Source organism: Psychrobacter sp. NZS113 (assembly GCF_015864825.1).
GTDB lineage: Bacteria > Pseudomonadota > Gammaproteobacteria > Pseudomonadales > Moraxellaceae > Psychrobacter.
Genome location: NZ_JADYWL010000002.1, coordinates 62,653 through 88,810, shown reverse-complemented (window position 1 = coordinate 88,810; position 26,158 = coordinate 62,653). Strand labels below are relative to the sequence as shown.

General features: G+C 42.0%; 23 protein-coding genes. 13 read left to right on the top strand and 10 right to left on the bottom strand.

Features of this window, described 5'->3' with window-relative positions; all coding sequences use genetic code 11:
• Positions 1 to 40 precede the first annotated feature (40 nt).
• The 4 genes from I6E61_RS03255 to I6E61_RS03240 form a co-directional block, all read right to left on the bottom strand.
• Positions 41 to 379 carry a RidA family protein gene (locus I6E61_RS03255; RefSeq protein WP_197129713.1) on the bottom strand — a complete coding sequence of 113 codons (339 nt, stop codon included), beginning with the start codon at positions 377 to 379 and terminating at the stop codon, positions 41 to 43.
• Between the two features lie 48 nt (positions 380 to 427).
• Positions 428 to 1,678 (bottom strand): FAD-binding oxidoreductase, encoded by a 1,251-nt coding sequence (locus tag I6E61_RS03250; RefSeq protein ID WP_197129710.1) that lies wholly within the window; start codon positions 1,676 to 1,678, stop codon positions 428 to 430.
• Between the two features lie 23 nt (positions 1,679 to 1,701).
• Entirely contained in the window at positions 1,702 to 2,793 is a 1,092-nt protein-coding gene (locus I6E61_RS03245; protein WP_197129707.1) for a beta-carotene 15,15'-monooxygenase, read from the bottom strand.
• 83 nt (positions 2,794 to 2,876) lie between these two features.
• Complete coding sequence (locus tag I6E61_RS03240; protein WP_197129704.1) at positions 2,877 to 3,911, bottom strand: histone deacetylase family protein; 1,035 nt, start codon at positions 3,909 to 3,911, stop codon at positions 2,877 to 2,879.
• Positions 3,912 to 4,938: 1,027 nt separating this feature from the next.
• Here I6E61_RS03240 and I6E61_RS03235 point away from each other — a divergent pair.
• The 4 genes from I6E61_RS03235 (at position 4,939) to I6E61_RS03220 (ending at position 9,327) form a co-directional block, all read left to right on the top strand.
• Positions 4,939 to 6,753 (top strand): NAD(P)/FAD-dependent oxidoreductase, encoded by a 1,815-nt coding sequence (locus I6E61_RS03235; protein WP_197129701.1) that lies wholly within the window; start codon positions 4,939 to 4,941, stop codon positions 6,751 to 6,753.
• A gap of 336 nt (positions 6,754 to 7,089) precedes the next feature.
• On the top strand, positions 7,090 to 7,806 hold the full coding sequence (locus tag I6E61_RS03230; RefSeq protein ID WP_197129698.1) for a 3'-5' exonuclease: 717 nt from the start codon (positions 7,090 to 7,092) through the stop codon (positions 7,804 to 7,806).
• Between the two features lie 110 nt (positions 7,807 to 7,916).
• Positions 7,917 to 8,831, top strand: coding sequence for a lantibiotic ABC transporter permease (locus I6E61_RS03225; RefSeq protein WP_197129695.1), 915 nt, complete (start codon positions 7,917 to 7,919; stop codon positions 8,829 to 8,831).
• A 208-nt stretch (positions 8,832 to 9,039) separates the two neighbouring features.
• A complete protein-coding gene (locus I6E61_RS03220) occupies positions 9,040 to 9,327 on the top strand; it encodes a hypothetical protein (RefSeq protein WP_197129692.1) in 288 nt (95 codons plus the stop codon).
• A gap of 174 nt (positions 9,328 to 9,501) precedes the next feature.
• Here I6E61_RS03220 and I6E61_RS03215 read toward each other — a convergent pair whose 3' ends face one another.
• Positions 9,502 to 10,488, bottom strand: a complete 987-nt coding sequence (locus I6E61_RS03215) for an SEL1-like repeat protein (RefSeq protein ID WP_197129689.1) — start codon at positions 10,486 to 10,488, stop codon at positions 9,502 to 9,504.
• Positions 10,489 to 11,578: 1,090 nt separating this feature from the next.
• Positions 11,579 to 11,992 (bottom strand): Cd(II)/Pb(II)-responsive transcriptional regulator, encoded by a 414-nt coding sequence (gene cadR / locus I6E61_RS03210; RefSeq protein WP_227685655.1) that lies wholly within the window; start codon positions 11,990 to 11,992, stop codon positions 11,579 to 11,581.
• A 199-nt stretch (positions 11,993 to 12,191) separates the two neighbouring features.
• Here cadR and I6E61_RS03205 point away from each other — a divergent pair, with 199 nt between their 5' ends.
• Positions 12,192 to 14,357, top strand: coding sequence for a heavy metal translocating P-type ATPase (locus I6E61_RS03205; protein WP_197129686.1), 2,166 nt, complete (start codon positions 12,192 to 12,194; stop codon positions 14,355 to 14,357).
• Positions 14,358 to 14,687: 330 nt separating this feature from the next.
• Here I6E61_RS03205 and I6E61_RS03200 read toward each other — a convergent pair whose 3' ends face one another.
• Together I6E61_RS03200 and I6E61_RS03195 are read right to left on the bottom strand one after the other, a co-directional pair.
• Positions 14,688 to 14,990 carry a hypothetical protein gene (locus I6E61_RS03200; RefSeq protein WP_197129683.1) on the bottom strand — a complete coding sequence of 101 codons (303 nt, stop codon included), beginning with the start codon at positions 14,988 to 14,990 and terminating at the stop codon, positions 14,688 to 14,690.
• Between the two features lie 160 nt (positions 14,991 to 15,150).
• A complete protein-coding gene (locus I6E61_RS03195; RefSeq protein ID WP_197129681.1) occupies positions 15,151 to 16,065 on the bottom strand; it encodes a LysR family transcriptional regulator in 915 nt (304 codons plus the stop codon).
• A 324-nt stretch (positions 16,066 to 16,389) separates the two neighbouring features.
• Here I6E61_RS03195 and I6E61_RS03190 point away from each other — a divergent pair, with 324 nt between their 5' ends.
• The 3 genes from I6E61_RS03190 to I6E61_RS03180 are packed head-to-tail and all read left to right on the top strand — an operon-like array spanning position 16,390 to position 18,567.
• Positions 16,390 to 17,289 (top strand): SDR family NAD(P)-dependent oxidoreductase, encoded by a 900-nt coding sequence (locus I6E61_RS03190; RefSeq protein WP_197129678.1) that lies wholly within the window; start codon positions 16,390 to 16,392, stop codon positions 17,287 to 17,289.
• A 44-nt stretch (positions 17,290 to 17,333) separates the two neighbouring features.
• On the top strand, positions 17,334 to 18,392 hold the full coding sequence (locus tag I6E61_RS03185) for a zinc-binding alcohol dehydrogenase family protein (RefSeq protein WP_197129674.1): 1,059 nt from the start codon (positions 17,334 to 17,336) through the stop codon (positions 18,390 to 18,392).
• The gene (locus tag I6E61_RS03180; protein WP_197130846.1) at positions 18,367 to 18,567 is read left to right on the top strand and encodes a hypothetical protein; all 201 of its coding nucleotides are present in this window, start codon (positions 18,367 to 18,369) and stop codon (positions 18,565 to 18,567) included. The genes I6E61_RS03185 and I6E61_RS03180 overlap by 26 nt, the downstream gene beginning before the upstream one ends.
• 201 nt (positions 18,568 to 18,768) lie before the next feature.
• On the opposite strand, the gene I6E61_RS03175 is transcribed toward I6E61_RS03180, so the two are convergent.
• Positions 18,769 to 19,896 carry a M14-type cytosolic carboxypeptidase gene (locus I6E61_RS03175; RefSeq protein WP_197129672.1) on the bottom strand — a complete coding sequence of 376 codons (1,128 nt, stop codon included), beginning with the start codon at positions 19,894 to 19,896 and terminating at the stop codon, positions 18,769 to 18,771.
• 551 nt (positions 19,897 to 20,447) lie between these two features.
• On the opposite strand from I6E61_RS03175, the gene I6E61_RS03170 reads away from it, so the two are divergent.
• From I6E61_RS03170 to I6E61_RS03150, 5 genes are all read left to right on the top strand, one after another.
• Complete coding sequence (locus tag I6E61_RS03170) at positions 20,448 to 20,708, top strand: hypothetical protein (RefSeq protein ID WP_197129669.1); 261 nt, start codon at positions 20,448 to 20,450, stop codon at positions 20,706 to 20,708.
• Between the two features lie 104 nt (positions 20,709 to 20,812).
• Positions 20,813 to 21,406 carry a cytochrome c gene (locus I6E61_RS03165; protein ID WP_197129667.1) on the top strand — a complete coding sequence of 198 codons (594 nt, stop codon included), beginning with the start codon at positions 20,813 to 20,815 and terminating at the stop codon, positions 21,404 to 21,406.
• 139 nt (positions 21,407 to 21,545) lie between these two features.
• Positions 21,546 to 22,193, top strand: a complete 648-nt coding sequence (locus I6E61_RS03160; RefSeq protein WP_197129664.1) for a DUF411 domain-containing protein — start codon at positions 21,546 to 21,548, stop codon at positions 22,191 to 22,193.
• 98 nt (positions 22,194 to 22,291) lie between these two features.
• Positions 22,292 to 23,992, top strand: coding sequence for a copper resistance system multicopper oxidase (locus I6E61_RS03155; protein WP_320158565.1), 1,701 nt, complete (start codon positions 22,292 to 22,294; stop codon positions 23,990 to 23,992).
• Positions 23,993 to 24,017: 25 nt separating this feature from the next.
• Positions 24,018 to 25,100, top strand: coding sequence for a copper resistance protein B (locus I6E61_RS03150; protein ID WP_197129661.1), 1,083 nt, complete (start codon positions 24,018 to 24,020; stop codon positions 25,098 to 25,100).
• 78 nt (positions 25,101 to 25,178) lie between these two features.
• Here I6E61_RS03150 and cobA read toward each other — a convergent pair whose 3' ends face one another.
• Positions 25,179 to 26,042 carry a uroporphyrinogen-III C-methyltransferase gene (gene cobA, locus I6E61_RS03145; RefSeq protein WP_227685683.1) on the bottom strand — a complete coding sequence of 288 codons (864 nt, stop codon included), beginning with the start codon at positions 26,040 to 26,042 and terminating at the stop codon, positions 25,179 to 25,181.
• Between the last annotated feature and the right edge of the window lie 116 nt (positions 26,043 to 26,158).

Below are 26,158 nucleotides of genomic sequence, written 5' to 3'. Positions count from 1 at the left end.
CTTAATACAAATATGTATGTCTTACCCTAATCGGAGTGACTTACTGAGCTGCGATAACGGTAATCTCTACCAATAAATCAGGATGTGCCAGCACTGACTCACCACAGGCTCGAGCAGGCGGCTGAGCACCTTCAAACCACTTATCCCATATATCGTTCATCGCGGCAAAGTCTGACATACTTTTTAACCACACCGTTGCTGTCAGTATTTTTGATTTATCACTGCCGACCTCTTCTAGTAAGCTTTGAACCTTATTCAAACAGGTTAACGTTTGAGCAGCCACATCTTCATCGATGGCGCCAACTTGACCAGATAAATATACCGTCTGATTATGAGTAACGATTTGGCTCATACGTTGATTACTATTAATTTTTTGCATTTTTATGAATCCTTATGCTTTTAAAATAAAATGATTAAGAAGTATTTATTAAATATTAGAAAATCGCTGGGCCTTAAAGGGTTTGATATCTACGACTATAGGTTTGTTATGTAATAACTCTTCTATAATGCGCCCAGTGATAGGTCCTAAGGTAAAGCCCTGATGACCATGTCCAAAGGCGAACCATAAATTATTATGTTTGCCTGCGGCTCCTATGACTGGTTTCATATCAGGCATACACGGTCGAGAGCCTGCCCACGGCTCTGTTTCGACTGGTTGATCTAATGGTAAAATAGCTTTAGCGAAATGCAATACAGCTTCTAATTGCCCGAGGTTCTTTGGTGCCTCCATAGTAGTCATTTCAGCACCAGTCGTAATACGAATACCCTGTTGCATCCCTCCCATAACGAAGCCTTTTTCAATATCAACTAAGCTATGGTAAATCTTGTTTTCTTCTGTCGTTTTAAAATGTTGATGATAACCACGCATTGGAAATAAAGGTAAATCATATCCCAAAGGTTTTATTAACTGATTAGACCAAGGACCTGCCGCAACAACCAAATCATCACTATAAAAAGTCTCTTGGTCGGTAATTACTTGCCAGCCATTGCTCTCAGGCAATATTTCTTTGACAGTGCACTCACCTATTGATCCGCTCATTTCTTCAAAGCTTTTTGCGTAGGCTTGTACTAATGCCCCTGGATTAGACACCTGCCAAGAGTTGCACCAGTGAATGGCGCCGATAAAGCTATCAAAATTACCGTTAGGCTCCAACGCTTCCAGTTGTGCTATAGATAAAACGTTGTGCTCGACACCTTGTTGCTGTGCATGTTCAGCCCCACGAATCGCTTTTCTGAACATATCCTCATCTCGATGCATCTCAATCCAACCATCACGTCTTATGAGATCTTCAGCGCCAGCTGCTGTAATCATTTCTTGATGTTCGCTCGTGCAATGCTCAATGAGAGTCTTCCACTCTTTTTCTATTTTTTGGACAGAAGAAGGGTCAGAAAACTGCCAGTACTTTAACAAAGCCTGATGGTAGCGAAGGACAGCAGGCAAGCGGTAGCGTATATCGGTATTCTGATTCGGCAACACTCTGATTAGTTCAGCAAGATGCCTAGGAAATGGATGTACATGAATGGCTTCTCGTTGTATTAATCCTGCATTACCATACGACGTCTCTGACCCTGGTGGCTTCTTATCTAATAAAAGAACCTGCGAATCATTTTTTTGCAAATGCCAAGCGATAGACGTACCTACCATACCAGCACCAATAACGATCACTTTGTAGCGCATAAGATACCCCTTCGCTCTCTTTGTTATAACTTTGGTCGTTCAGCCATAAATATCTGACCCTTGAACGTTTTATACAAAGCACAGATCAACACATACATTCCAAGAATACCTAAAGCTGGATACAATGTGCCTACTAACGTACTGAATGGGAAAAGCGAAGCCAGTAAAGACAGCACCACGATGACAACCGTCAAAATACGAAATTTCGACGTTTCCGTATCTGAGTCAAAGAACCGAATAACGAAGCCATAAAGGTTAGAAACCGCTGTTGTGAATACAGCAACCACAAGCACAATGCTAAATAGGAATCCAGTAGTTGGACCAATACCGCGCGCTATTTCTAAAAATGGCAGCTCGTAGCTCATCACATTTTCAAGGTCAGATAGGAGAGCCATAATAATGAAAAGCAGACAAACACCCAGAGTCATGCCACCAATGATGCCCGCCATTCTTACCGTTTTTAAGTTAGATTCTTTATTACCAATAGAGGCGAAAGTAGATACTCCTGGAATGACGTTATATGAGACATAAACTATTGCAGACGTCCACCAAAATGAAGTTGCTGTGACCGGTTGAAGTGTTTGAATACTAGCGTCTACGGTAGCCAGCTGATCGGAATAGCTCGTAAAGGTAATGATAGAAATGATCACCACTGCCAAAATCATTAATGGAGATATAATTCCTAAGGCTCTAACAGAGGATGTAAAGCCAAATATTACCGTTAATAATGTCATTACGGCAATCAGTATCTTGCCAGCGATAGAGGGCATACCCCAGTATTGATGTATAGCCGCGCCACCGCCTGAAAACATAATACTGATCACGCCAAACATAAAGAATAAAAGGATATAATCAGCGAAAAACCCTACTTTCTTGCCACATAAATAATTGAGAACCACACGGTGACTATTTGTTTTAAGTTGATAACCTAACTCCATAAATACGGTACCGTACCACGCCAACATGATCATCGTAATAAAAGCACCCAACATTCCGATAAAACCGTAGCCTGCAAAAAACTGTAGTACCTCTTGTCCACTTGCATACCCTGCACCGATGACCGCTCCGACATACACGCCTGCATAGCTGATCGCTTTTATAATTGAAACACTCATATTAAAAATCCCTGTTGTTGTGAGTTAACCAAGCAACTGCCTTAATAAGCCCTTTAAATGAATAACAATTAAGTATTCATTACTTATGCATCTGACATAAATCCAGACAAAAAAGCTTGTAAGTTTTCATTGAGCTTTTCTATGCAATATCCTCCTTCAACCAATACAATTACTGGCTTTTCTAATGCCTTAAGCTTTTGTGCCAAAGTTTTAAAGCCTTGAGTACTGACTTCGCACTTCGCTTGTGGATCATCCTTATAAACATCAAAACCTAAGACGTGGACGATCACATCTGGATTAAACAGCTTGACGGTTTCTATTGCTTTATCTACAAAATGAAAGAATTCTGATTCGTCTATGCCGTGTGACATTGGAAAATTGACGTTATAACCATAACCATCTCCCTCGCCTCTCTCGTGTTCATGACCGGCGACTACAGGATAAAAATTGATAGGACTGCCGTGTACAGAGGTATATAGCACATCGTTACGGTCATAGAATATTTCTTGGATACCCTGCCCATGATGCATATCAGTATCTATAATGGCGATTTTTTGAAACTTCTGACGTAAGTGTTGAGCAATAATTGCCGCATTATTTAGATAACAAAAACCACCTGCAGCATTTTTGCGAGCGTGATGTCCTGCAGGTCTGGTGAGACATACTTGAATGTTATTTTGACCACCATCATCATTTAATAAGGCGTCAGCAGCGTTGAGTGCCGTTTGTGCTGACCAATAGATAGACGTCCATGAATGTTTGCCGATAGGAGCACTACCATCTGCCTGATATTTAGCCGCTTTTGCTAAGATGCCAAGGCCAAAATTGTTATTGGGCATATAGACGGTGGTCTGAACCTCTTCTCCCATATCCTCCTCTACTGCCATCCATTCATCATAGCTGTGTTTTAAAAACCTCACGTAGTCAAGGTCATGTATGGCAAGTATTGGTTCTATCCCGATATCTCTAGCAGTTGTTACTTTTAGACCCAGATTTTCAGGCGCTTTTAAAAGCTCTAATAAGCGTTCTGGTTTTTCTTGTGGCTGGCGCATCTTCCCGCGAGAAAAATAACTTTGTGGATGATGCAGCATTTGTTTTTCGTGACTATAAACTCTCATTCTGTACACTCCTTTGTTTCTAAAAAGCTTGTTTCCTAGTCGATATGCAGGCTAGTGAAATATCAAAACAATTAATAACACTTAGAAATCTCAAAAAACATTAAAAAATCTAATGTAAATACTCAAAAAGTTCGACTATGGTTGGATAAAATCAGATATTCATAGTCTTTGTTAACGCTTATCTAATATATGTTGCTGAAAAGTCACAGTCAAACGTTATAAATTAATACCACCTATAAGCACAGCTAATACCCATAGAGTCAATATTTGTAAATTTTATACGTAGTTAATAATCTTATTAGAAATTACATCGAAAAATACAAATGTGTACTAAATGAGGTTATGTGAGGGGAAGTGACCATCTCCAAGCTATCGCACATAGGTATCATGGGGTGCTTTCAGTGACCTTAACCGTTCTGAAATGTACTTTTAGCCGCTATAAAGCTTGAAATATTTTTTGATTTGGAAAAGGTAAAAAAAGCCACAACACAAGAATTTGTATTGTAGCTTTGTCCAAATTAAACCTTATTTTTATGGGTCTCATAATCTCTACCTAACCTACACGCTTGTTAGTACGCTGAATGAATACGATGGCATTATAAAACAGGCATATACACCAAATGACTTTCAAAAGCAGGAGCTCTCTTATAAGGTTTTACTATCGCTGATCCCATACGACATAAAGGCCCTAACCTATTATAAGATTCAAACAATACCCTTCTTTCGGTCGGCAAGTACATTATTTTAGGGTATTTTAGAGAACAACCATACACCGTAATTGACAACATCTGTTTATAACAGATATAGTCTCTACGGACTATAACTCTTCTAAAGAGACGCTGTCTTTACAGACTATGCTTTTTCTCAAGTATAGTAATTTTCTTGATTGAAATAACACTCAATGATATCAATCAGTTAGACTTTTAATTCACTTCGTAAAGCATGCTATTTGGTATTTTTTGAGTTTTTACTGCTGCACATGGAGTTCGGCGGTAGAGTGATAAACATAACCAGGGAGAGGAATTTTATGACTGCTCAAAAAACAGACCACACGTTATCCGCAAGCCAACAAGTCACTAATTGGCTACAAGGTTTCGATCAAACCCTACATACCAAAAACATCGACAAAGCTGCTGAATACTTTGAAAAAGAAGGCTACTGGCGTGACTTAGTTTCTTTTACTTGGAATATCAAAACGCTAGAAGGACAAGATGAAATCAAAGAAATGCTTTCGCATACGTTAGAAACCACTGAGCCATACGACTGGCAGCTTGATGGAGATGCGGTAGAAAACGATGGCGTAATAGAAGCTTGGATCTCTTTTAAGACCAAAGTATCAAAAGGCTATGGACATTTACGACTGCGTAACGGCAAAGCTTGGACATTACTGACCACGATGACTGAGCTCACAGACTTCCCTGAAAAGCGCAAAAAACTACGCTCAAAAGGGGCTGAACACGGTGCAGATCCTAATCGTTTAACGTGGCAGGAAAAGCGTGAGCTTGAAGAAAAAAACCTTGGTTATAGCGAGCAACCTTATTGCTTGGTTATTGGTGGTGGACAAGGTGGTATCGGTCTAGGAGCTCGCTTACGACAACTAGAAGTTCCTACTATTGTCATTGATAAACAGCCGAGACCTGGTGACACATGGCGCAACCGTTACAAATCATTATGTTTGCACGACCCTGTATGGTACGACCACATGCCGTATCTTCCTTTCCCTGACAACTGGCCTGTATTTACGCCAAAAGACAAGGTGGGTGATTGGTTAGAGATGTACACTAAAATTATGGAATTAAACTATTGGGGATCAACTGAATGTGTCAGTGCGGCCTTTGATGAGGAATTACAGCAATGGAATGTAGAGCTTGATAGAGCGGGTGAACGTTTAGTATTACATCCCAAACAATTGGTTTTAGCCACAGGTATGTCCGGATTACCAAACATTCCTGAAATTAAAGGGGCGAAAGATTTTGCTGGAGAGCAACATCATTCTAGCCAGCATCCAGGTGGTGAAGCATATCGAGATAAAAAGTGTGTTGTCTTAGGTGCTAACAACTCGGCGCATGATATTTGTGCTGCCCTATGGGAAAATGGCGCAGACGTCACTATGATACAGCGCTCATCAACGCATATTATCAAATCCAATACGCTGATGGATGAAGTGTTAGGTGGTTTGTATTCAGAAGAAGCCGTTGAAAATGGGATAACCACCTATAAAGCAGATCTGACTTTTGGCTCTATTCCTTTCAAAATCATGCCGGAATTTCATGAGCCTGTATACCGCAAAGTAGCAGAGATAGACGCTGATTTTTATAAGAGACTAACCGATGCAGGCTTTATGCTCGACTTTGGTGAAGATCATACTGGCCTATTTATGAAATACTTACGTCGAGGTTCTGGTTACTATATCGATGTAGGTGCCTCTGAGCTTGTCGCGGAAGGTAAAATAAAGCTGAAACCCAATGTAAGTATTGATCATATCAAACCCAAATCGGTCGTACTAACTGACGGTACAGAGCTAGAGGCTGATTTGATTGTGTATGCCACTGGGTTTGGTTCTATGAACGGCTGGGCTGCAAAAATAATCTCCCAAGAAGTAGCAGATAAAGTTGGTAAGTGTTGGGGAATGGGCTCAGATACTGCTAAAGATTCAGGCCCTTGGGAAGGTGAGTTAAGAAACATGTGGAAACCGACACAGCAAGAAGCATTATGGTTCCATGGTGGTAACCTGCATCAGTCTCGACATTACTCTCAATATTTGTCACTACAAATTAAAGCCCGAATGGAAGGTTTAGAGACACCTGTGTATGGACTACAAGAAGTGCATCACTTAGAGTAAGTTGAACGTTGCTAGAGTCAGTCCAACTTATAACAAAAGTAAGTAGTATGCCCATACTGGTTAGTTTCAGTATGGGTATTTTTTCAGATCAGCCATCTTTACGGTTGTCTTTGCGCAGGCAGACGCCTCTTTATTAATAATCTCGTATGTATTAGAACCGCTAAGACTGGTATAGTTAGCGATTATTTATGCAGCAAGCAAGCTAATCAATTATCGCTGTTAGCCATTAATATCGTAGCTTGTTAATTAATAGCAATTCTCTTAGCTGTTATTATCACTATCAAAGATTTTACGCCTTTACCACTCACATCTAGCACCAAACTATAAACGGACACTATGACCACATATATACTCGACACCGAAACCACAGGTCTTGTTGAACCTCACATGACTGAAGCTGCCTACTCTATTATTGATATAAATAATGGTAAAGTAGAGGTCCTACAGGAACCAAGATCTAAGCGCTTTAATCCTCTAAAAGAAATCAGTTTAGGGTCTATGGCTGTATCCCATATATGTGAAGAAGATGTCGTGAATGAGCCACCTCATACCGACTTTAGATTGCCCAGTAGTGTTGAATATTTAATAGGTCATAATATTGATTATGATATGGGCGTTCTAAAAAATGCAGGCGTGACCCATACCCCTAAATTAATCTGTACCAACGCAATGTCCAATCATCTCCTTCCCACTCTTGAGAGTCATAAACTGGTATCACTGCTCTATCATTTCCATAGAGATGTAGCGCGCGCTCAAGCAAAGCATGCACACGCTGCTATTTATGATATTTACTTCACTCAACTAGTGCTTGGTAGCCTAATCGACTTAGCGAATAGCCAAGGTCATATCATCAATGACGTAGAGAGCCTATATACCTTTAGTCAAATGGCACGCATACCCACGCATTTAAGTTTTGGTAAGTTTAAGGGTGAAGCCATTGCAGATTTAGTTACCCATTCGGATGGTGCTGGGTATCTAAAATGGCTGCTCAAACAGGATACGGTCGATACGTATTTAGCTGAAGCTTGTAAGCAGGCATTAGCATCGGTATAAAGCCCTAGAAGTAGTTATTTACCCAGTATAAAAAGCTGAGCTATAGTCAATCCTCTATAAAAAAGAGAAGTAATACCCGCTTTTTACGAATATTTTTATTAGGAAAGCTCATGCTTCTTCGTTTTATTGCGCGTCATAGCACATTGATTATGCCAGTTTGTGCAATTGCGGGATTTGTTTTTCCAAACGTATCCAATGCGGTATTGGTATATTTACCCCAAATGCTGTTCTTCTTGATGTTTTTTACTTTGCTAGGCATCGACCAATATGCGCTGTTAAAGCGTATAGCGACAAGCTATGTGTGGGTTTTTGCCTTATTACAAAGCGGCGGCATGAGTCTAGTTTTAATATTGATTGCTTACGCGCTTGGTTTGCGTGGCGATTGGCTGTTGGCGATTGCAGGTCTTGGTGCCACTGCCCCGTTATTTGGTAGTGGCGCATTGGTCAATGCGGTGGGGTTTGATGCACAACTGGCAACGGCAAAAACCATCGCTGCTACGCTCATTATGCCATGTACATTATTAGGCGTATTATGGCTATTAGGCGATAAAAATGCGCATGTAGACGTTGGTACTTATGTCAATCGCTTGTTGGTTTATATTGTTATGCCAATGGTGCTAGCTGTGGGGGTGCGCCGGTTCGTTTCACCTGCTATTTTGTCACGTTATTATCCCAAAATTGGGCAGTTTAATATTTTACTGCTGATGTTGTTTCCACTAGGGCTGATGGCAGGATTTCGTACCACCTTTGATCATAATCCGTGGCAAGCGTTGTCATTACTGGCACTAAGCTCTGTATTGGCATTGGTGTTTTATTTTACCGCTTATATAATATATCGGCGTTTTGGCTATGAAAATGCCATTGTCGCTGCGCTGGTGTGTGGTGGACGCAATGTATTACTTGCTTACACCATAACGGCACCTTTTATGGGTACGATGTTTTTACCGTTACTGGGTGCTTTTCAATTACCAGCATTTTGTTTGCCTTTACTGGGCAAATATATGGCAAAACGCCATCAAACGTAAAACTCGTTATGGGAAAAATAGGTGGTTTTTTGCAATTTTTCACCGCCTATTTTAGACTGTAAAAAGGTTGTTATTTAACATCATTATAGGAATACAATCGGTGCGCTATACAAACATCGAACTGCTAGTATTAGATATCAATTTAACAAATACGAAATTTCTGGCATCGGTGACTAAACCAATATCTAGCAAATAGGAGTATTTGACAGTGGAAATAAAATTGATGCCTGAGTATGAATGTTTCCCATTATGGGGATACATAGATAATGAGTTAAATAATATTGATCCAGATGGTTTAAAAATAAGTCGGAAATTGAATAGTGATTTAAGTCATTGGGCAAACAAGTACGAATCGACATATTTAAAAGAAAATCCTGTAGATTCTGGGTTTTTAAATAGTTCTGAAGAAAAAGAGTTTATTGAAGAGGGTTATGTTTTGAGAGATAGATTACAGTTTGAACTAGGTTCTAACTACGAAATATCCCTACAGCTGTGAGTTAATTTAAGGTATGCCTATGGCGAACCAATCAGGTGCTTTAACTAGTTCGGTACCCTAGTGAGGACTTGAATGTTTGGCTGTAGGGTAATGGTACTAGCGGTTTTGGTCACTTAGATTATGGTAGTGTACTTCACAGTGTACATAACATTGATTTTTTGAGGTTAAACTGACTTAATTTTTATTTAGTTTCCTATAGTTATTACAGCCTTCTTGTTGCCCATTTTCACAAGCTTTACCAAACCAGTTCTTTGCTTGAGCATTATCTTGATTAGCACCTACACCATCGCGATACATCGCACCAAGATTGTTTTGAGCAGGAGCATATCCCTGGTTAGCGGCTTTTGTATACCACTTAAAGGCTTGAGAGAAGTCTCGACCTACGCCATTGCCTTGGGTGTACATCACACCAAGGTTATATTGTGCATTAGCATTTTCTTGATCAGCTGCTTTTCCAAACCATTTTAGAGCCTGTGAAAAATCTTGTATCACGCCATTACCCTGATAATATATTGCACCTAAATTAGCTTGTGCAGGAGCATATTCTTGATCAGCTGCTTCTGTATACCACTTAAGTGATTGCGACAAGTCTTGCTCTATACCATCGCCTTCGTAATACATTGCGGCTAAATCATTTTGTGCAATGACATATCCTTGATTAGCAGATTTTGTATACCACTTAAGGGCTTGTGAAAGGTCTCGACCTACGCCATTGCCTTGGGTGTACATCAGACCAAGGTTATACTCCGCTTCAGGAAAGCCTTGATTGGCTGCCTTCGTATACCACTTGATCGCTTCAGCATAATTTTGAGGAACTCCATCGCCTTCACGATACATCACACCAAGATTATACTGCGCCTCAGGAAACCCTTGATTAGCCGATTTTGTATACCACTGCGCAGCTTTGACATAGTCTTTATGAACGCCCTCTCCTACATCATACATCCAACCCAAATCGAATTGTGCCTCTGCATCGCCCTGTTCGGCTAAGCTCTGTACGCCTTCAGCTTTAGTTTCTGCCTCTATTTCCTCAATAACTATTTGCCCCTCAGAGGCTTCGTTTTTGGCTTCACTTTGCACTTTCTGACAGCTCGTAAGCGTAAGAGGTAATAAAGCAGTAGAAAAAAAGAGGGCAACTAATTTGGTTTTTTTGAAAATCATATATTTGATTCACTGGTAGAAAAAGTGTTGAGTAAGTATATTATCTTAAAGTTTCAAAAGAGCGACTCTCTAAGCAAAAAAAATATTGAGTAATTTTTTTAATGTATTTTTATTCGCTATAACGTTTGTCATGAGAGTATGTTCGATGCGCTATACAGGCATCAAACTAACCGTATTGGATACGACTTTAATGAGCGCACAACTGTTAAACTGATAGGTAGGTCATTATCACTAAGCTGTCTTATTAAAATTCCTAGATTATTTTTTACGGTGTTATGAACATAGCTCAATATCGAAGGTAGTTTCGTAACTCCGTAAAATAACTGGTACTTTTGAAAGAGGTCTAATGATAAATCTCACTTATTTAAGTTCAATTCTTTTTGAATAAGTGGGTTACTAGTTATCATATAGTCATGAAAGTCAAAGGGAATTCGTCCCCAGAGTATTCTCATAATATGATTAAAACGGTCACGACACTCGCATGCCTCGTCTTCGTTAAATTTCTCTAATATGTAACATTCTGAAGGATGTATTTGGTTTGTTATCAAGTTATTTATACTATGACCAAGATAGTATAAATCTGCCGCGAACTTTCTGTACAATACCTCGTTACCTTGTAAGCTTGCACACAATTTAATTAAAAAATATTCTAGACTCCAATATTTTTCAATATCCCAAATACACAATTCCTCTAAAGAGTAGTTAAAGGATTTCTCATCCCAAAAAATATCTTTGCATTCACTATATTTTCTAACAGTCATTATTAGTCTCCTGTTTTTCATATTTTCATCGTATGTATTCGTTTCTAGTTATATTATGAATACGCTTGGATGTTGATGACTTTATTTTAAGAAACTTAATTAGGGTATACCCCAAAGGAACTACCTTAAAAGCCCCAAAGACCTATTAACAGACCACTCAAAACAGACCGATATAATCAAACCACTTAAAATAGACTACGGATACTCCCTCTAACCGCCCAATCAGGTATGCTCTGACAACATTAAACAGCATAACAATCCATCTCCTGCCTATACAAATCCATATCGTTATTTGGAAATATCTCTGGCATTAACAACTGTTATTCATATTATTCATCATGGCAGGAGTTGTCGGCAAGCGCATTTAATATGCCACATGACTTCGCTGGCGCCCTACTGACGCATTTCTGCCGCAGGACGTTTAGATGCTGCTTTAACTGTTTTAATTCCTCTATACGTACTTCCACCGCATGAATATGTTCATCTAACAAGGTATCGACATCGCCGCAGTCTCTATTAGGCTCCTCCCAATACTGCAGTAAGGTGCGTACTTCATCCAACGTCATATCGAGTGTGCGACAGTGCAGGATAAACTGTAGACGTTCAATATGGCTTTCACGATATAAGCGATAATTCCCCTCACTACGGGAAGGCTCTGGTAATAGTTTTTCTTTTTCGTAATAGCGAATGGTCTCCACGGTGGCACCTGTACGCTTAGCGAGCTCTCCAATTTTTATTAGCATAGTTATTCCAAAGTTATCTCACAGTTCTCTTGAAGTTATTTCAAAGTCATCTTAAAACCCGAAACATTAAAGTAACTATAAGGTTTGATGCTGAGAAAATCAAGTTTGTACAGTTACCTAAAAACAGACTTGACTCTGAAGCCACTAGAGGGTTCACAATAGCGTTATCAAAAGAACGCTTATAGTAGGACGAATTATTATGCAATATCGTATTGAAGGTATGGACTGTGCCAGTTGCGTCAGAAAGATTGAAACTGCATTAGCACGTATGCCCGGTGTCTCTGACATACAACTTAATTTTGCGACTGAAAAGTTAGAGCTAACATTGGTCTCTGATTCAGAGACTCAGTTCAGTGATGTTGAAAAAACCATCAAGCGCCTTGGTTTTGGTATATCTGCCACTACTGATCAAGCAATCGCAGCAGACAGCATTGGTGACAATCCATTAGATACGCAGCAACAGCGTTGGTGGCAAACCCGAAAAGGCAAGCAAGTGGTTGGTCTCGGTATCCTGATGAGCGCCGCCTACGCGTTAGCACTAATTTTTCCTGATTATGGAATGTGGGCATTCGCTATTGCCGTTATTGTGGGCGTTTTTCCCTTTGTCCGAAAATCTATGACCTTGGCAATGACAGGCACCCCGTTTTCAATTGAAATGCTGATGTCTATCGCAGCAATTGGTGCGCTTATCATTGGTGAAGCTGAAGAAGCTGCGGCAGTTGTCTTCTTATTTTCAGTCGGTGAATTGTTAGAGAGTGTGGCGGCTGATCGTGCCCGTGCTGGTATCAGAGCATTGGCATCATTGGTTCCAAAGACTGCGATTTTACTTGATGCACAAGGTGGACAGCGTGACGTTCCTGCAGTCTCATTGCAGGTCAATGATTTGGTACTGGTACGCCCAGGTGATAAGGTGTCTGCTGATGGTGTCATTGTTCAAGGTAACTCTAGTCTTGATGATTCGCCCATCACTGGCGAATCCATACCCGTTGCCAAAGCGATAGGCGATGCAGTATTCGCAGGCTCCATCAACATGGAAGGAGCGCTGCAAGTCCGCGTAGAAAAGACCGCTGCTGACAACACCATTGCGCGCATTATTACTCTGGTAGAGCAAGCGCAAGCCTCTAAAGCCCCTACTGCCCGCTTTATTGAAAAATTCAGTCGTTACTACACCCCAGCGGTGATGGCTATTGCTGCACTGGTTATTATCATACCGCCGCTAGCGATGGGAGGAGAATGGGCGACTTGGCTATATCGGGGTTTTGCACTGTTGCTAATTGCCTGTCCTTGCGCACTCGTCCTATCCACTCCGGCCGCCATTGCGTCAGGGTTGGCTGTCGGTACCCGTCGCGGCTTACTCATAAAGGGTGGTAGCGCTTTAGAAACCATTGGTCGCGTGAATGTCGTCGCTTTTGATAAGACGGGTACATTGACTGAAGGCAAGCCTCGCGTCACCGACGTTATTGCCTTTGCACAGGTGCACATAGTACAAGAGCATATAGAATCTGAAAGTCAAAATGAGGTGTTGGCGCTGTTTGCCAGTGTCGAGTCCGCCTCTAGCCATCCACTTGCAAAAGCGATCATTGATCATGCCAAAGCCGCTAATATCTCTATACCGATAGCTTCAAATGCCTATGCTACTGCGGGCAAAGCGGTACATGCAACGGTAGCTGGGCGTCCGTTAGCCATCGGATCACCGGTTTATGCTGCCACTGAAACATCGATATCACTAGAACAAAATGCACAAATTGAAGCACTACAAAACGAAGGTAAGACGGTCTCCGTTCTGTTCGATGAGCAGAGCCGTGAAGTGCTTGGGTTGGTTGCGCTACGAGACGAGTTGCGAGATGATGCTCAGGCAGGAGTGGCGCAGCTCAAAGCGATGGGTGTGCGCTCTGTGATGCTTACAGGGGACAACCGTCTGACCGCTCAGGCACTTGCTAGTCATTTAGAGATAGAATGGGAAGCTGAGCTGTTGCCCGAAGACAAACTACGCTTGTTGAATGAGATGAAAGGTAATAGCAAAGTAGCGATGATTGGTGATGGTATCAACGATGCACCAGCACTAGCAACCGCAGATGTGGGCATCGCCATGGGCGGCGGTACAGATGTCGCTATTGAAACGGCCGATATCGCCCTATTAAAAAGTCGCGTCACGGACGTCGCTCATCTCATTACCCTGTCACGTGCCACCATGTCCAACATTCATCAAAATGTGATGTTTGCACTTGGTCTAAAATCCATATTTCTGATCACTACTGTACTGGGTATCACTGGGCTATGGATCGCTGTATTGGCTGATACTGGTGCAACCGTATTGGTCACGTTGAATGCGTTACGCTTACTGCGCTTTAAAGGGGCTAGATGATTGGTAACTTGCTCTAAAAATAACTAGATAGCCCAAAGAATATATCGGGTATAGTCAGGCGTAGCTATATCCGATATACCTTAAAAATGTATTCTTTCGCCAAATACTGTAGCTCTACACTTGTACCAAGTACAAGTGGCTCATCAGTTCAAAATAAAGCACCTTCAGGGTAAATGCCACTTATCTTGACTACGTTTACTTCATAAATTTCACTCAAATTACTTAACTCTGCCAACATTGCAGTACAGCTTATAATATCGATCTTTAGATGACTAAAGCGATCTAATAGAGCATGCCTTTATGAACTGCCTAATTCTATTAAGCTCTAAACTAAAGAGTATTCATATTGAATGTTAATATTTGGGAATACAATTGATTGTTTTCGAAGAAAGCAATTAATCTCCATTGGTCATTGGTTGCGTTGATATCGCTTAGCCAACAAATATATACATCTAGCCCTTTGTATTCATTATTATAAGCATCTTCATTTATATAATTTCTAAAATTCACCCAATCACCACTAGAATGTCCAAAGATATCCCTCAGAATCGGCTGAGAACTTCTTTTAGCTATAATATGGTCTATAAACATATCAAACTTAAGACTCAGATCATCTTCATCTATACTACTCATATTATCGTTCTCTTAAATCAGTTGCTATGACCTATGCTATCAGATTAATAAAAGTCTACTTGAAAAACTATCCCTTCAAAAAATCTTATTTGCTGTGCAGTTTTATTAAGGCATACTCAAATCAGGATTTAACGAGACTTAGCTGTACGAATTAGGATAATTATGCCAACACTCCCTCTACCCGCTCAATCAGATATTCTTTAACCGCATTAAATAGCGGATCTATCAGTCGCCGTTCTGGACAAATCAAATACAGCGGATAATTGGCCACTTGCCAGCCGTCCAACGCTACTTCAACCAATCGGCCTGCTTTTAGGTCTGCTGCTATATCTAACTGTGATTTCAGTGCAATACCCTGACCTGCCACGGCCCAGCGCCTTACCACATCACCATCTTTACTTCGCCGATTGCCAGCCACGGCCACACTTTTGATCTTGCCTTCTTTTTCAAAAGTCCACTCACTCAAATATTTTTCGTCATGTCCCAAACACAGGCAATTATGCTGAGTTAAGTCTTCAGGGATTTTTGGCAAGCCAATATCATTGTCAACCTTGTCCAAATATGACTTTGAGGCACATAGTATAGGACGATTATTCAACACAATGGGTAATGCCACGAGCGATGAATCCTTGGGCGCACCATAGCGCAATGCCAGATCAATCTGTTGCCCATATAGATCGACATAGCTGTCTGACATATGTAGCTGCACCGTCACTTTTGGATGCATGTGCATAAAATCATCCAACCATGGCAACACCAAATTTCGACCCAAATCTGACGATACAGACAACCGAATCGTGCCTGTCAGTTCGGCATCATTATCATGTAATCCTGCATAAGCGTTGTCCAAAATAGCCATGGCATCTCGGCAATGCGTTAAATATTGCTCACCTTTACTGGTCAGACGCAGTCTACGAGTTGAGCGAATAAACAGTACCGTTTCGATTTCGGCTTCCAATCTTTTTACGGCTGCACTCACCACTGCTGGTGACAGATCTAAGTGGCGCGCACAGGCAGACAAGCTACCTAAACGAGCAGTTTCAATAAAAATACGTAAATCCTGCAAATTTTTCATCGTGTCGCCTTAGTTAGCTTAGCTGTAATTGAATTAGCGATAACAACGGGTTGCTGACACTAGTGCATTTATCATTATATAAAAATTATTGAAATTGTTTCTTTATATTAGTCCGTGCTTGATATTCGATCATATCCTTAACAAAGACTATTTGTGATGGCCCAACAAAACAAGCAGCCACGCATACTATATACAGACTTTCAAAAATATATTGAAAGTGTTTTCGCTGACGGCTACTGTTTAACGTTAATCAAACGCATTACTATGAGTCATCATTAAGAACAGCAGATGGATAAGAATTCTTAAAATATATAAGGACAACAAATGCAAAAGTCTATTTTAATCACAGGCAGTACCGATGGTATTGGTAAATTGGCCGCTATAAAACTTGCACAACTGGGTCACAATATCTATCTGCATGGTAGAGATGCCAATAAGCTGGCAGATGTGATTACAGAAGTAAAAATCGCTGCAACCCAAACCAATCAGCAAGTAGACGTTGATGGCTTCGTGGCTGATTTTGCGTCATTAACCGATGTTCAGCATATGGCTGATGCAGTAACAAGCAAGTTTACAGCTGCCGGAATACATTTGGATGTACTGATTAATAATGCGGGTGTGTTCAAAGTAGCAAACGCTCAGACCGATGCAGGGTTTGATATGCGCTTTGTCGTGAACTACTTTGCCCCTTACCTATTGACTCAAGCGTTGTTACCGTTAATGACTGCATCAGACGTTAAAGACTCTAACAATATACCTAGCGACAGCATGCCTGCTCGCATTATTAATCTAAGCTCGGCGGCGCAGCAAACCGTTTCACTAGCTGCCATGGCAGGAGATACAAAGCTGAGCGATAAAGACGCTTATGCACAGAGCAAACTGGCATTGACCATGTGGAGCATGGCACTGGCCGATCAGGTAGCGAGCGATAACATCAACGTGATTGCCGTCAACCCCGGCTCATTGCTTAATACTCGCATGGTCAGTGAAGCTTACGGACAGTATTGGTCTCCAGCAGATAAAGGGGCCAATATTTTGGTCGCCTTGGCAGCGGACGATGCGTTTACCACCCAAACTGGCCAGTATTTTGATAATGACATTAAAGATGGCGAGCATGGTGATAAGAGAGGTGCGTTTGGCACACCGCATAGCGATGCCTTGAACGAAACGGCTCTTAATACGCTGATACAACACACCCAACAGGTATTATCGCCTGCACTATAACGCTTCTTCCATACCCACAGACACATAAATTTAGGACTATGACTATGAAAGCAATCGGATATCAAGACAACTTACCCATCAATAATGAGATGGCATTACAAGACATCACGATAGACACACCAGTGGCATCAGGCCGTGACGTTTTGGTCGAAGTAAAAGCCATCTCAGTCAATCCTGTGGATTATAAAATCCGTGAAGCAAGACCTGCAGCAGAGGGTGAATTTGCCATTATTGGCTGGGATGCTGCGGGTGTGGTCACTGCCGTTGGCGAGGATGTTAGCTTGTTTTCGGTAGGTGACCGCGTCTATTACGCCGGCGATTTGACCCGCTCAGGCAGCAATGCCGAGTATCAATTGGTTGATGAGCGTATTGTTGGGCATATGCCTGAGTCTCTGTCATTTTCTGAAGCCGCCGCCCTACCCTTAACCACCATCACAGCGTGGGAGATGTTGTTTGATCGCTTGCAAGTGCCCGTTGCAACTAGCGAAGATGCTAATGAAAACTCAGCACAGCAAACAGAGAGTCGCCCAACTATTTTGGTGGTTGGCGCAGCCGGTGGTGTGGGTTCAATCATGACTCAGTTGCTAAAAACCAGAACACAAGCCGTCATTATTGGCACAGCATCACGAGATGAGAGCGTCAAGTGGTTAAAAACGCTAGGTGCAGATTACGTGGTTAATCATCACAATCCATTGTCAGATGAGCTAAAAAATACAGGCATTACTGAAGTCGATTATGTGGTGAGCCTTAACAACACCGAAGAACATTTTGATGAAATTATCAAATGCTTAAAACCTCAAGGCAAATTAGGTTTGATTGACGATCCTGAAGCCTTGAATGTGAATGCTCTAAAATTAAAAAGTATAAGTCTACATTGGGAATTTATGTATACCCGCTCAATGTTTACCACGCCTGACATGATAGAGCAAAATCATCTGTTGAATGAAGTGGCCACGTTAATTGATAACGATCAGCTAAAAACCACCGTGGCTCACGAGCTAGGTGCCATCACTGCTAGCAACTTGCGCCGCGCTCATCAAATGCTAGAAAACAGAGAAGCCCACGGTAAAATCGTACTTGAAGGCTGGTCTGTTAAGTATTGATATCGTGCCGATAGAAGGGATAGATTTAAAAGCAATTGATGACGAGTTTGACCTGCGTAGCAAAGGCTATTCTACGATGGTCGTCATCTCATTTGACTACCATCATGAGGATGACTTTAATCCAAAAATATCCAAGTCACGCTTGAGTGAAGAGGCTATTTTCATTAAGGCTTAACCATTCATAAAAGTAAGCCTAAATACTATAAGCCAATACATTTTTCATCGTATTGGCTGTCTTTAATTTGAGCATTATCAAACGGTCCATAAGCGCAATTTCGTGTTATCTCAAACCTAAAAATGCCATTAATATCGTTGTGATGTTAATGGCATTACACTGATAAAAAAAACGTTGGAATTTTCTCTTACTGGAATAAAACTAACGCAAATCATCCACCACGGCAAGCATAGCTACTAATGACGCTTCACCTAATTTAGCAGAGCGCTCTGGTGACCAACCCATCTCCTCATCAGGCAGATTGTCATTGTCTTTGAATGGCATCTCTAACGTATTAGCAAGGCAATCAAAATGCTCAGCAACCCAATTGGTTGCAACCGTCATATTGGCAGCACTCGGTGCATCAATCTCATAGCCAACCTCAGACTGAAAGTCAGCACTGGCTAACTTTAATACGTCTGAAAATTTATCACGTAAATGTGCGAGACGGTCACTATAACTGGGTGTACCTTGAGAGCCTGCAAGGAATACATACGGCAGTGCTTCATCGCCATGCACGTCATAAAAGAGATCAACGCCGGTTTCTTTCATTTTATTAATCACATGAAATACTTCAGGGCTTTTCTCTAAGCTTGGGCTTTCCCATTCACGGTTTAAATTGGTTCCTACCGCGTTAGTACGCAGGTGTCCGCGCACGCTACCGTCGGGATTCATATTAGGAACGATGTAGAAGTTTGCTTTGTCTAGTAACTGTTTGCCTGTCGCATTATCACTGTCTAACAAGCCATACAATAAACCCTCGACCAACCATTCAGCCATCGTTTCACCAGGGTGCTGACGAGCGGTAATCCATATATTGCGCTTGTTAGCAGCCCCATCACCAATTTTAACTAGCGTCAAGTCGCGCTTATCAAGGGTTTCGCCTAAATGCTCTAGCGTTACCAATGGATGCATTTGTACTGCCGCCAATAAATCTTGGTGACGCTCATAGCTGTAGGGCGCAAAATAAGCAATTTGAATGGTTTCGCACTCCAGCTCTGCCACGATGGTTAATTTGCCATCTGTATAAGAGGTTGGCAGACGAAACCATTCCTGACGGTCATAAGACGCAACTGCTTGGTAATCCTCCCATCCTTCCAGATAAGAGGCCTCACCGGCATTCATAATATTGAGAACGTACTGCTCGCCTATCTGACCGGATAGACGAAAGTTAAACCACTGAAAAAACTCTTTGCCAACGTCTGGACGAATCGCTAATTGAATGTCTTTTTTATCGTCTAAATTAATAATATCAATATTACCTGCATCAAAATTAGCCGTGATATGCATAGTCTTTCCTTAATAAATCATTATAGTTGTGCCTTAAAAAGCATGTAGTCAATCCTCTATAAATTGGATACGGTGTCAGTCTCGCTTAGTCTACTAATTGTAGTACTTTCCCTCGGCTTCCTTGTATCCAAATTATATTGAACCGACTATATAAAGATGTAATGGAGTGCGCCAGCCTGTTTCGCTCTAGCAACGCCATCAAATAGTTTACTTCCAATCGCTTGGTTCTACCAGTTGGATAACGTATTCGTCGCTATTTCTAACCCGAATACTAAACAACCACACTCAGACTGACCTTATCACCCAATAACTGCATGAATGCTTCTAATTTGATTTAACGCTGTCACTCTATCTCTTTTTGGTCATGACAAATTCTTTTTCAAGTTATAAGTCTACCAAGCCCACTACTCTTTTAGCATTGCTCAAAATCTGCAAGATGACAATATTGTCATTTTGCAGTCATGCTCCTGTCAGAAACTTTTATTTATACTTTAAACAGATTCAATAATTTCAACTATCGATACTATTATCAAACCAAAAAAGGATTAATTATGTGGTTATCTAAATCAATCGTAGCAACAGCTGTTGCCTTAGTTGTTTCAACCTCTGCTATGGCACATGATCCAAAAATGCATGCTGAAAAAGATCAAATGAATTGTGAAAAAATGGAAAAGCACATGCAAATGATGGAAAAAATGGATCATAGCAAGATGGATATGAACGATCCATCAATGAAAGCAATGATGGCCAATATGGAAAAAATGAAAGCTATGTATAAAAAACACTGTGTTGCTAGTAAAAGTGACTCTTAAACATTGATCTAATAGAAGTGGATCGTAGAAATTTAATATTATTGTTAGATGGTTTTGTCGAGCCGTAGTTAGGTATTAATAAAATGGATTTTTAGGACAAACCTATGAAGTTTTTACTAGGAATACTGTTTACTGTCTTTATCGCTATTGTGGGCATTTTTATTGTGGTGACCAGTGGTGTGATAAATATCGGCGCTGATCAAGCCCATAGTCCGCTGGTTTACAATTTTTTAGAAACGGCACGTACACGTTCAATAGCAAATGCTAGTAAGGACATTACGGTTCCAAACTTAGAAAAGACAGACATGATCAGCTCGGGCGGTGCCGATTACAAAGATATGTGTGCAGGCTGTCACTTATCTCCTGGGGTAGAAAACACTGATTTTAGTGCAAGTTTATATCCTAAGCCGCCCAATTTTACCAATACTGAATTGGTTGAACGCTATAAGACCGATGCCGGTGCTCAGCAAGCTTTTTGGGCCATTAAACACGGTATTATGGCATCAGGTATGCCAGCATGGGGCGCTTCGCACGATGATGATAGAATGTGGGCAATGGTCGCTTTTATCAGATCGTTACCTGAATTAAATGAAGCCCAGTACACCATGTTAACGACTAGGATAGACGATGATATGTTGGGCATGTCATTTGATGGTGAGATGGATATGTCAGGTGATGGATCCGGAATGCAACATTGATTTTTCGTAAGAGATGCAGTGCTCAATGGTGCTGCTTTTTGCAATTTGCGTTTTAAGCCTTACCAGTACTACTTTGGTCAGTGTTACGGCTTTAATTTTTATAAATTTGATCGTCAGACAGACGCTTAGGAGTGGTTTTATGAGACGCTATACTAATATATTTTCTAGTGAACACAACCTGTTATCTGGCCGTGTGCTCTCAGCGTTCGTGGTCTTGCCATTATCGCTAGCGATTGCCGCTTGTAATCAACCTAACGCCGCTGCTACTGACTCAACACCAGCGACTGAGCCAACTACCGCTACGCAAAAAACTGAGCCAGGAGAGCAACCACAAGCCGAAATAATACCTATCAGTGCTCATTCAGATACCCAATCAACTATTTTGCGAAATGTGTCAGCTACTGTCTATAAAGATGCCAATTGTGGCTGCTGTAAAGAATGGGTCGGTTATGCCGAAGGTCATGGCCTAAACGCAACCGCACAAAATGTTGAAGATTTGTCCCTGTTTAAAGAGCGCTACAGCGTACCGCAGCAAATGCGCTCTTGTCATACCGCCGTCACTACTGATGGCTACGTTTTTGAAGGCCATGTCCCTGCCAAATATATGGCGCAGTTCCTAAAAAACCCGCCAAGTGATGCGATCGGTCTTGCCGTACCTGGCATGCCAGTCGGTAGCCCTGGTATGGAATATCAGGATAAGTTTATGCCATATAAAGTGATGCAGCTTAACAAAGATGGCTCAACAGCTATTTATGCAACTATTGACACACCGCAGCAGCAATTATAGTTTGATTAACACTTTACATAGCTCATTCTGTTCTATTAATGAGCCAACAGTTATATAGACTCAACTCCTATTTCATGGATTAAGTTAGGTAAATTATTATGAACAAGAGTATGCTTAACCGCAGGCGTTTTTTGACAGGGTCCTCTACTCTATTAGGGGCATCCATGCTGTCCACGCTGCCGTCTATTGCCAATAGTGCGCTCGGTAAAGGGCAGCAAAATGTAGCCGTCAACAGTGATAAATCTGACCATATCGTACCCATTCTAACCGGTACAGAGTTTGATTTATACGTCAGTAAACAGTCCGCTATTGTGAACGGTAAAAAGAGCATGGCGACACTCATCAATGACTCGCTGCCAGCACCAACGCTAAAGATGCGTGAAGGCGATACCGTGGTGATACGTGTTCATAATCAGATGGATGAATCAACCTCTATCCATTGGCATGGTTTGCTCGTTCCATTTGAGATGGACGGTGTGCCAGGTATTAGCTTTGATGGTATTCCTGCGAACAGCACCTTTACCTATACATTCAAACTGGTGCAATCAGGCACTTATTGGTATCACTCACACAGCGGGTTCCAAGAACAAACTGGTATGCTCGGCGCTATCGTTATTGAGCCTAAAGGTCGCGAACGTCATCCTATCGAAGAAGACCATGTAATCGTGCTGAGTGATTGGACGCACCGCGATCCGCATAATCTCTTGAAGCTTTTAAAGCAGCGTGCAGACTTTGACAATTATCATCTACCAGACTTCAAAAAGCTGCTGGCCGATATTGCAGCAACAGATCTAGAAGCCGCTCACGACAAGCGCAAAATGTGGAATCAGATGCGCATGATGCCGACAGATTTCACGGATTTGTCTGGTGAAAAAACCTTTACTTATCTGATGAATGGTAAGACCACAGCAGCCAATTGGACACAACTAGTGAAAGCGGGACAGCCCGTCAAACTACGCTTTATCAATGGCTCAGCACAGACGATATTTGATGTGCGTATACCAGGTCTGAAGATGACCGTCGTCTCAACGGATGGCAATGATGTCGCACCCGTCGATATTGATGATTTCCGTATTGGCGTTGCTGAGACTTATGATGTCATCGTCACCCCGACCAAAGATGCGCATACGATATTTGCCCAAAACATAGACCGTTCAGGTTATGTTGCAGCAACGCTTGCTACCAAAAAAGGCGCACGTGCTGCAATACCTGCTATGGATAAAATCGAATGGCTAACCATGGCCGATATGATGGGTGCGATGGGTGACAAAGGCCACAAAGCAAAGCATGCTAAGACTGAGTATGACTTTAAATCTGATATGCGTGTCGACAGTCCACGTATGAACCTCGATGATCCCGGTATTAATCTGCGCAATATCAATCGAGAGGTGCTGAATTATAGTCAGCTGCGCTCTGTCGATGAGGCCATATTTGCAGAGCAGCGTAAGCCTACCCGAGAGATCGAGCTACATTTAACGGGTAACATGGAGCGCTATATTTGGGCTCTAGATGGTGTCATGTTTAAGGATGCAACGCCTGTCAATATTAAGCCAAACGAGCGCGTACGTATTACCTTAGTCAATGACACTATGATGAATCATCCGATGCACTTGCATGGAATGTGGAGTGATTTGCGCACGCCATCTGGAGACTTTCAGGTACGTAAACATACAATTGTGGTGCAGCCTGCGCAAAAGATTAGCTTTGATGTGACGGGTGAATTTGGACGATGGGCGTGGCATTGCCATCTGCTTTATCACATGGAAGCTGGTATGTTCCGAGAAGTTGCCGTCGTTTAACAAACCTTCAAATATGAGGCTTATTATGAAAATATCTAAGAAAAATCTGCCATTCATTGGTTTGTCATCGCTAGTCTTGCTCACATCCTCTTTTGCCACTGCTGCTGAGATGTCTGATATGGATCACAGCGGTATGGATATGTCGGGCGATATGTCTGATATGGACCACAGTGGCATGGATATGTCAGGCGACATGTCTGATATGGATCACAGCGGCATGGATATGTCAGGCGACATGTCTGGCATGGATCATGGCAGTATGGATATGTCAGGTATGGATCATAGCGGCATGGATATGTCAGGTGATATGTCTGGTATGGATCATAGCGGCATGGACATGTCAGGCGATATGTCTGATATGGATCATGGCAGTATGGACATGTCTGGTATGCAAGGCGGGCAGCCACCAGCTGATGCTCGTAGTCCAGACTACTCAAATGGGGTTCCCTACGGGCAGTATGGTAAGCCAATGATGATGGGCAGCATGCCATTATGGGGAGTGTCAGTAGACGACTTGGGCTATCAGTTTGATGAAGACCAAATCAACTTTGAGGCGACGGGTTGGTATGGTACTGATAGCAATCGTATAAGACTACGTACCGAAGGTAGTGCTCAGACTAAAGATGATAAAGAAATAGATAGCTTGAGCTCCCTTGCTTATTGGAAACCACTGAGCATTTTTTGGAATGGTGAAGCTGGTGTCGCTTACGATACTGAAAACGATAACGCTGCAGTGATGGCAGGTATTGTCGGCACCGCGCCGTATTTCATCGAAACAGATGCGAGAGCCTACTTATATACCGATGGTCAACTTCGTCTTGATTTGGGTGCAGAGTACGAATGGCGTTTGGATCAGCATTGGGTGGTCATACCGGAGATGGGATTGACTGCCTTTAGTAAAGATGACCATGATAATGGTATTACCAAGGGCTTTAATGAGATGGAAGCTGAGGTTAGGCTGACTTATGAGACGTTCAGTCGCCAGCTAGCCCCTTATGTGGGTGTTAGTTATGAGACAGCGCTTGGCAAGGCTCGTGGTCAACGACGTCAGGAAGATGAATCGGTTGATAGCAGTAGTTTGACTGCGGGGGTTAAATTCTGGTTTTAGCTTTCTGCCCGTTTTAACCCAGTATGAGATGATTAGCTGTAGACACTTTTAGGATTGTTTTATTAGACGTTCTTCAACTTATACAACACTCTCAAGACTGGGTGCTAAAACTTCACTGTCTATGACTTCGTTTACGTCTATAAATGACGCTTTATCCAGATTGCCAAGGTTGTAGCCTGCAAACTCATGATATAAAGCGACCACATCACCCATGATTAAAAGTGCAGGTGTTGGCAGTTTTGCCTCAGCTTGCTGATCAGCGATATCACTTAATGTACCGATAAGTACCTGCTGCGTTGGCATACTGGCATGGCTAATAACGGCAAAAGGCGTTTCGCTGTCGCGTCCACTTGCTATCAACCCTTGTGTCATCTCATGCAAACGGTGCAAACCCATGTAAAACACAACTGTCTGGCTGCTGTCCATTAGCTCACTATAATCATTATTAGGCGCGCCATTTTTTTTGCAAGCAGTGACAAACTTGACCGACTGAGCATGGTCACGGTGCGTTAGTGGAATTCCTGCACGGCTAGCAGCGGCACTTGCGGCAGTGATACCTGGAATAGACTCAAAATGAATGCCATGACGCACCACCTCCTGTAGCTCTTCACCACCGCGTCCAAAAATAAAGGGGTCGCCACCTTTTAGACGAACCACTATTTTACCTGCCAGCGCGTGTTTGACCAGTAGCTCGTTAATACTCTCTTGTGGCAATGCATGGTTGGCGCGGCGCTTACCAACGAATATTTTTTCAGCAGTGGTCGCGCACATATCTAAAACATCTTCAGACACCAGACTGTCATACAACACTACCTCTGCACGCTGCATCACTCGCCATGCTTTTAAGGTTAATAACTCAGGGTCACCAGATCCTGCGCCTATAAGATGCACGGTGCCTCTTTTGGTGCAAGTTTGCACGTTTTCTGCGCAGTGTTGACCCATTAGCTGATAGGTCTCATGCGTTGAGGTAGCGGCAGATATATTGGTCATGGTGATGACTCCTGATAACAGCGTGAATACAGCAAAATGGGCAACTAAAAGCAAAGTTTTGAATAAAC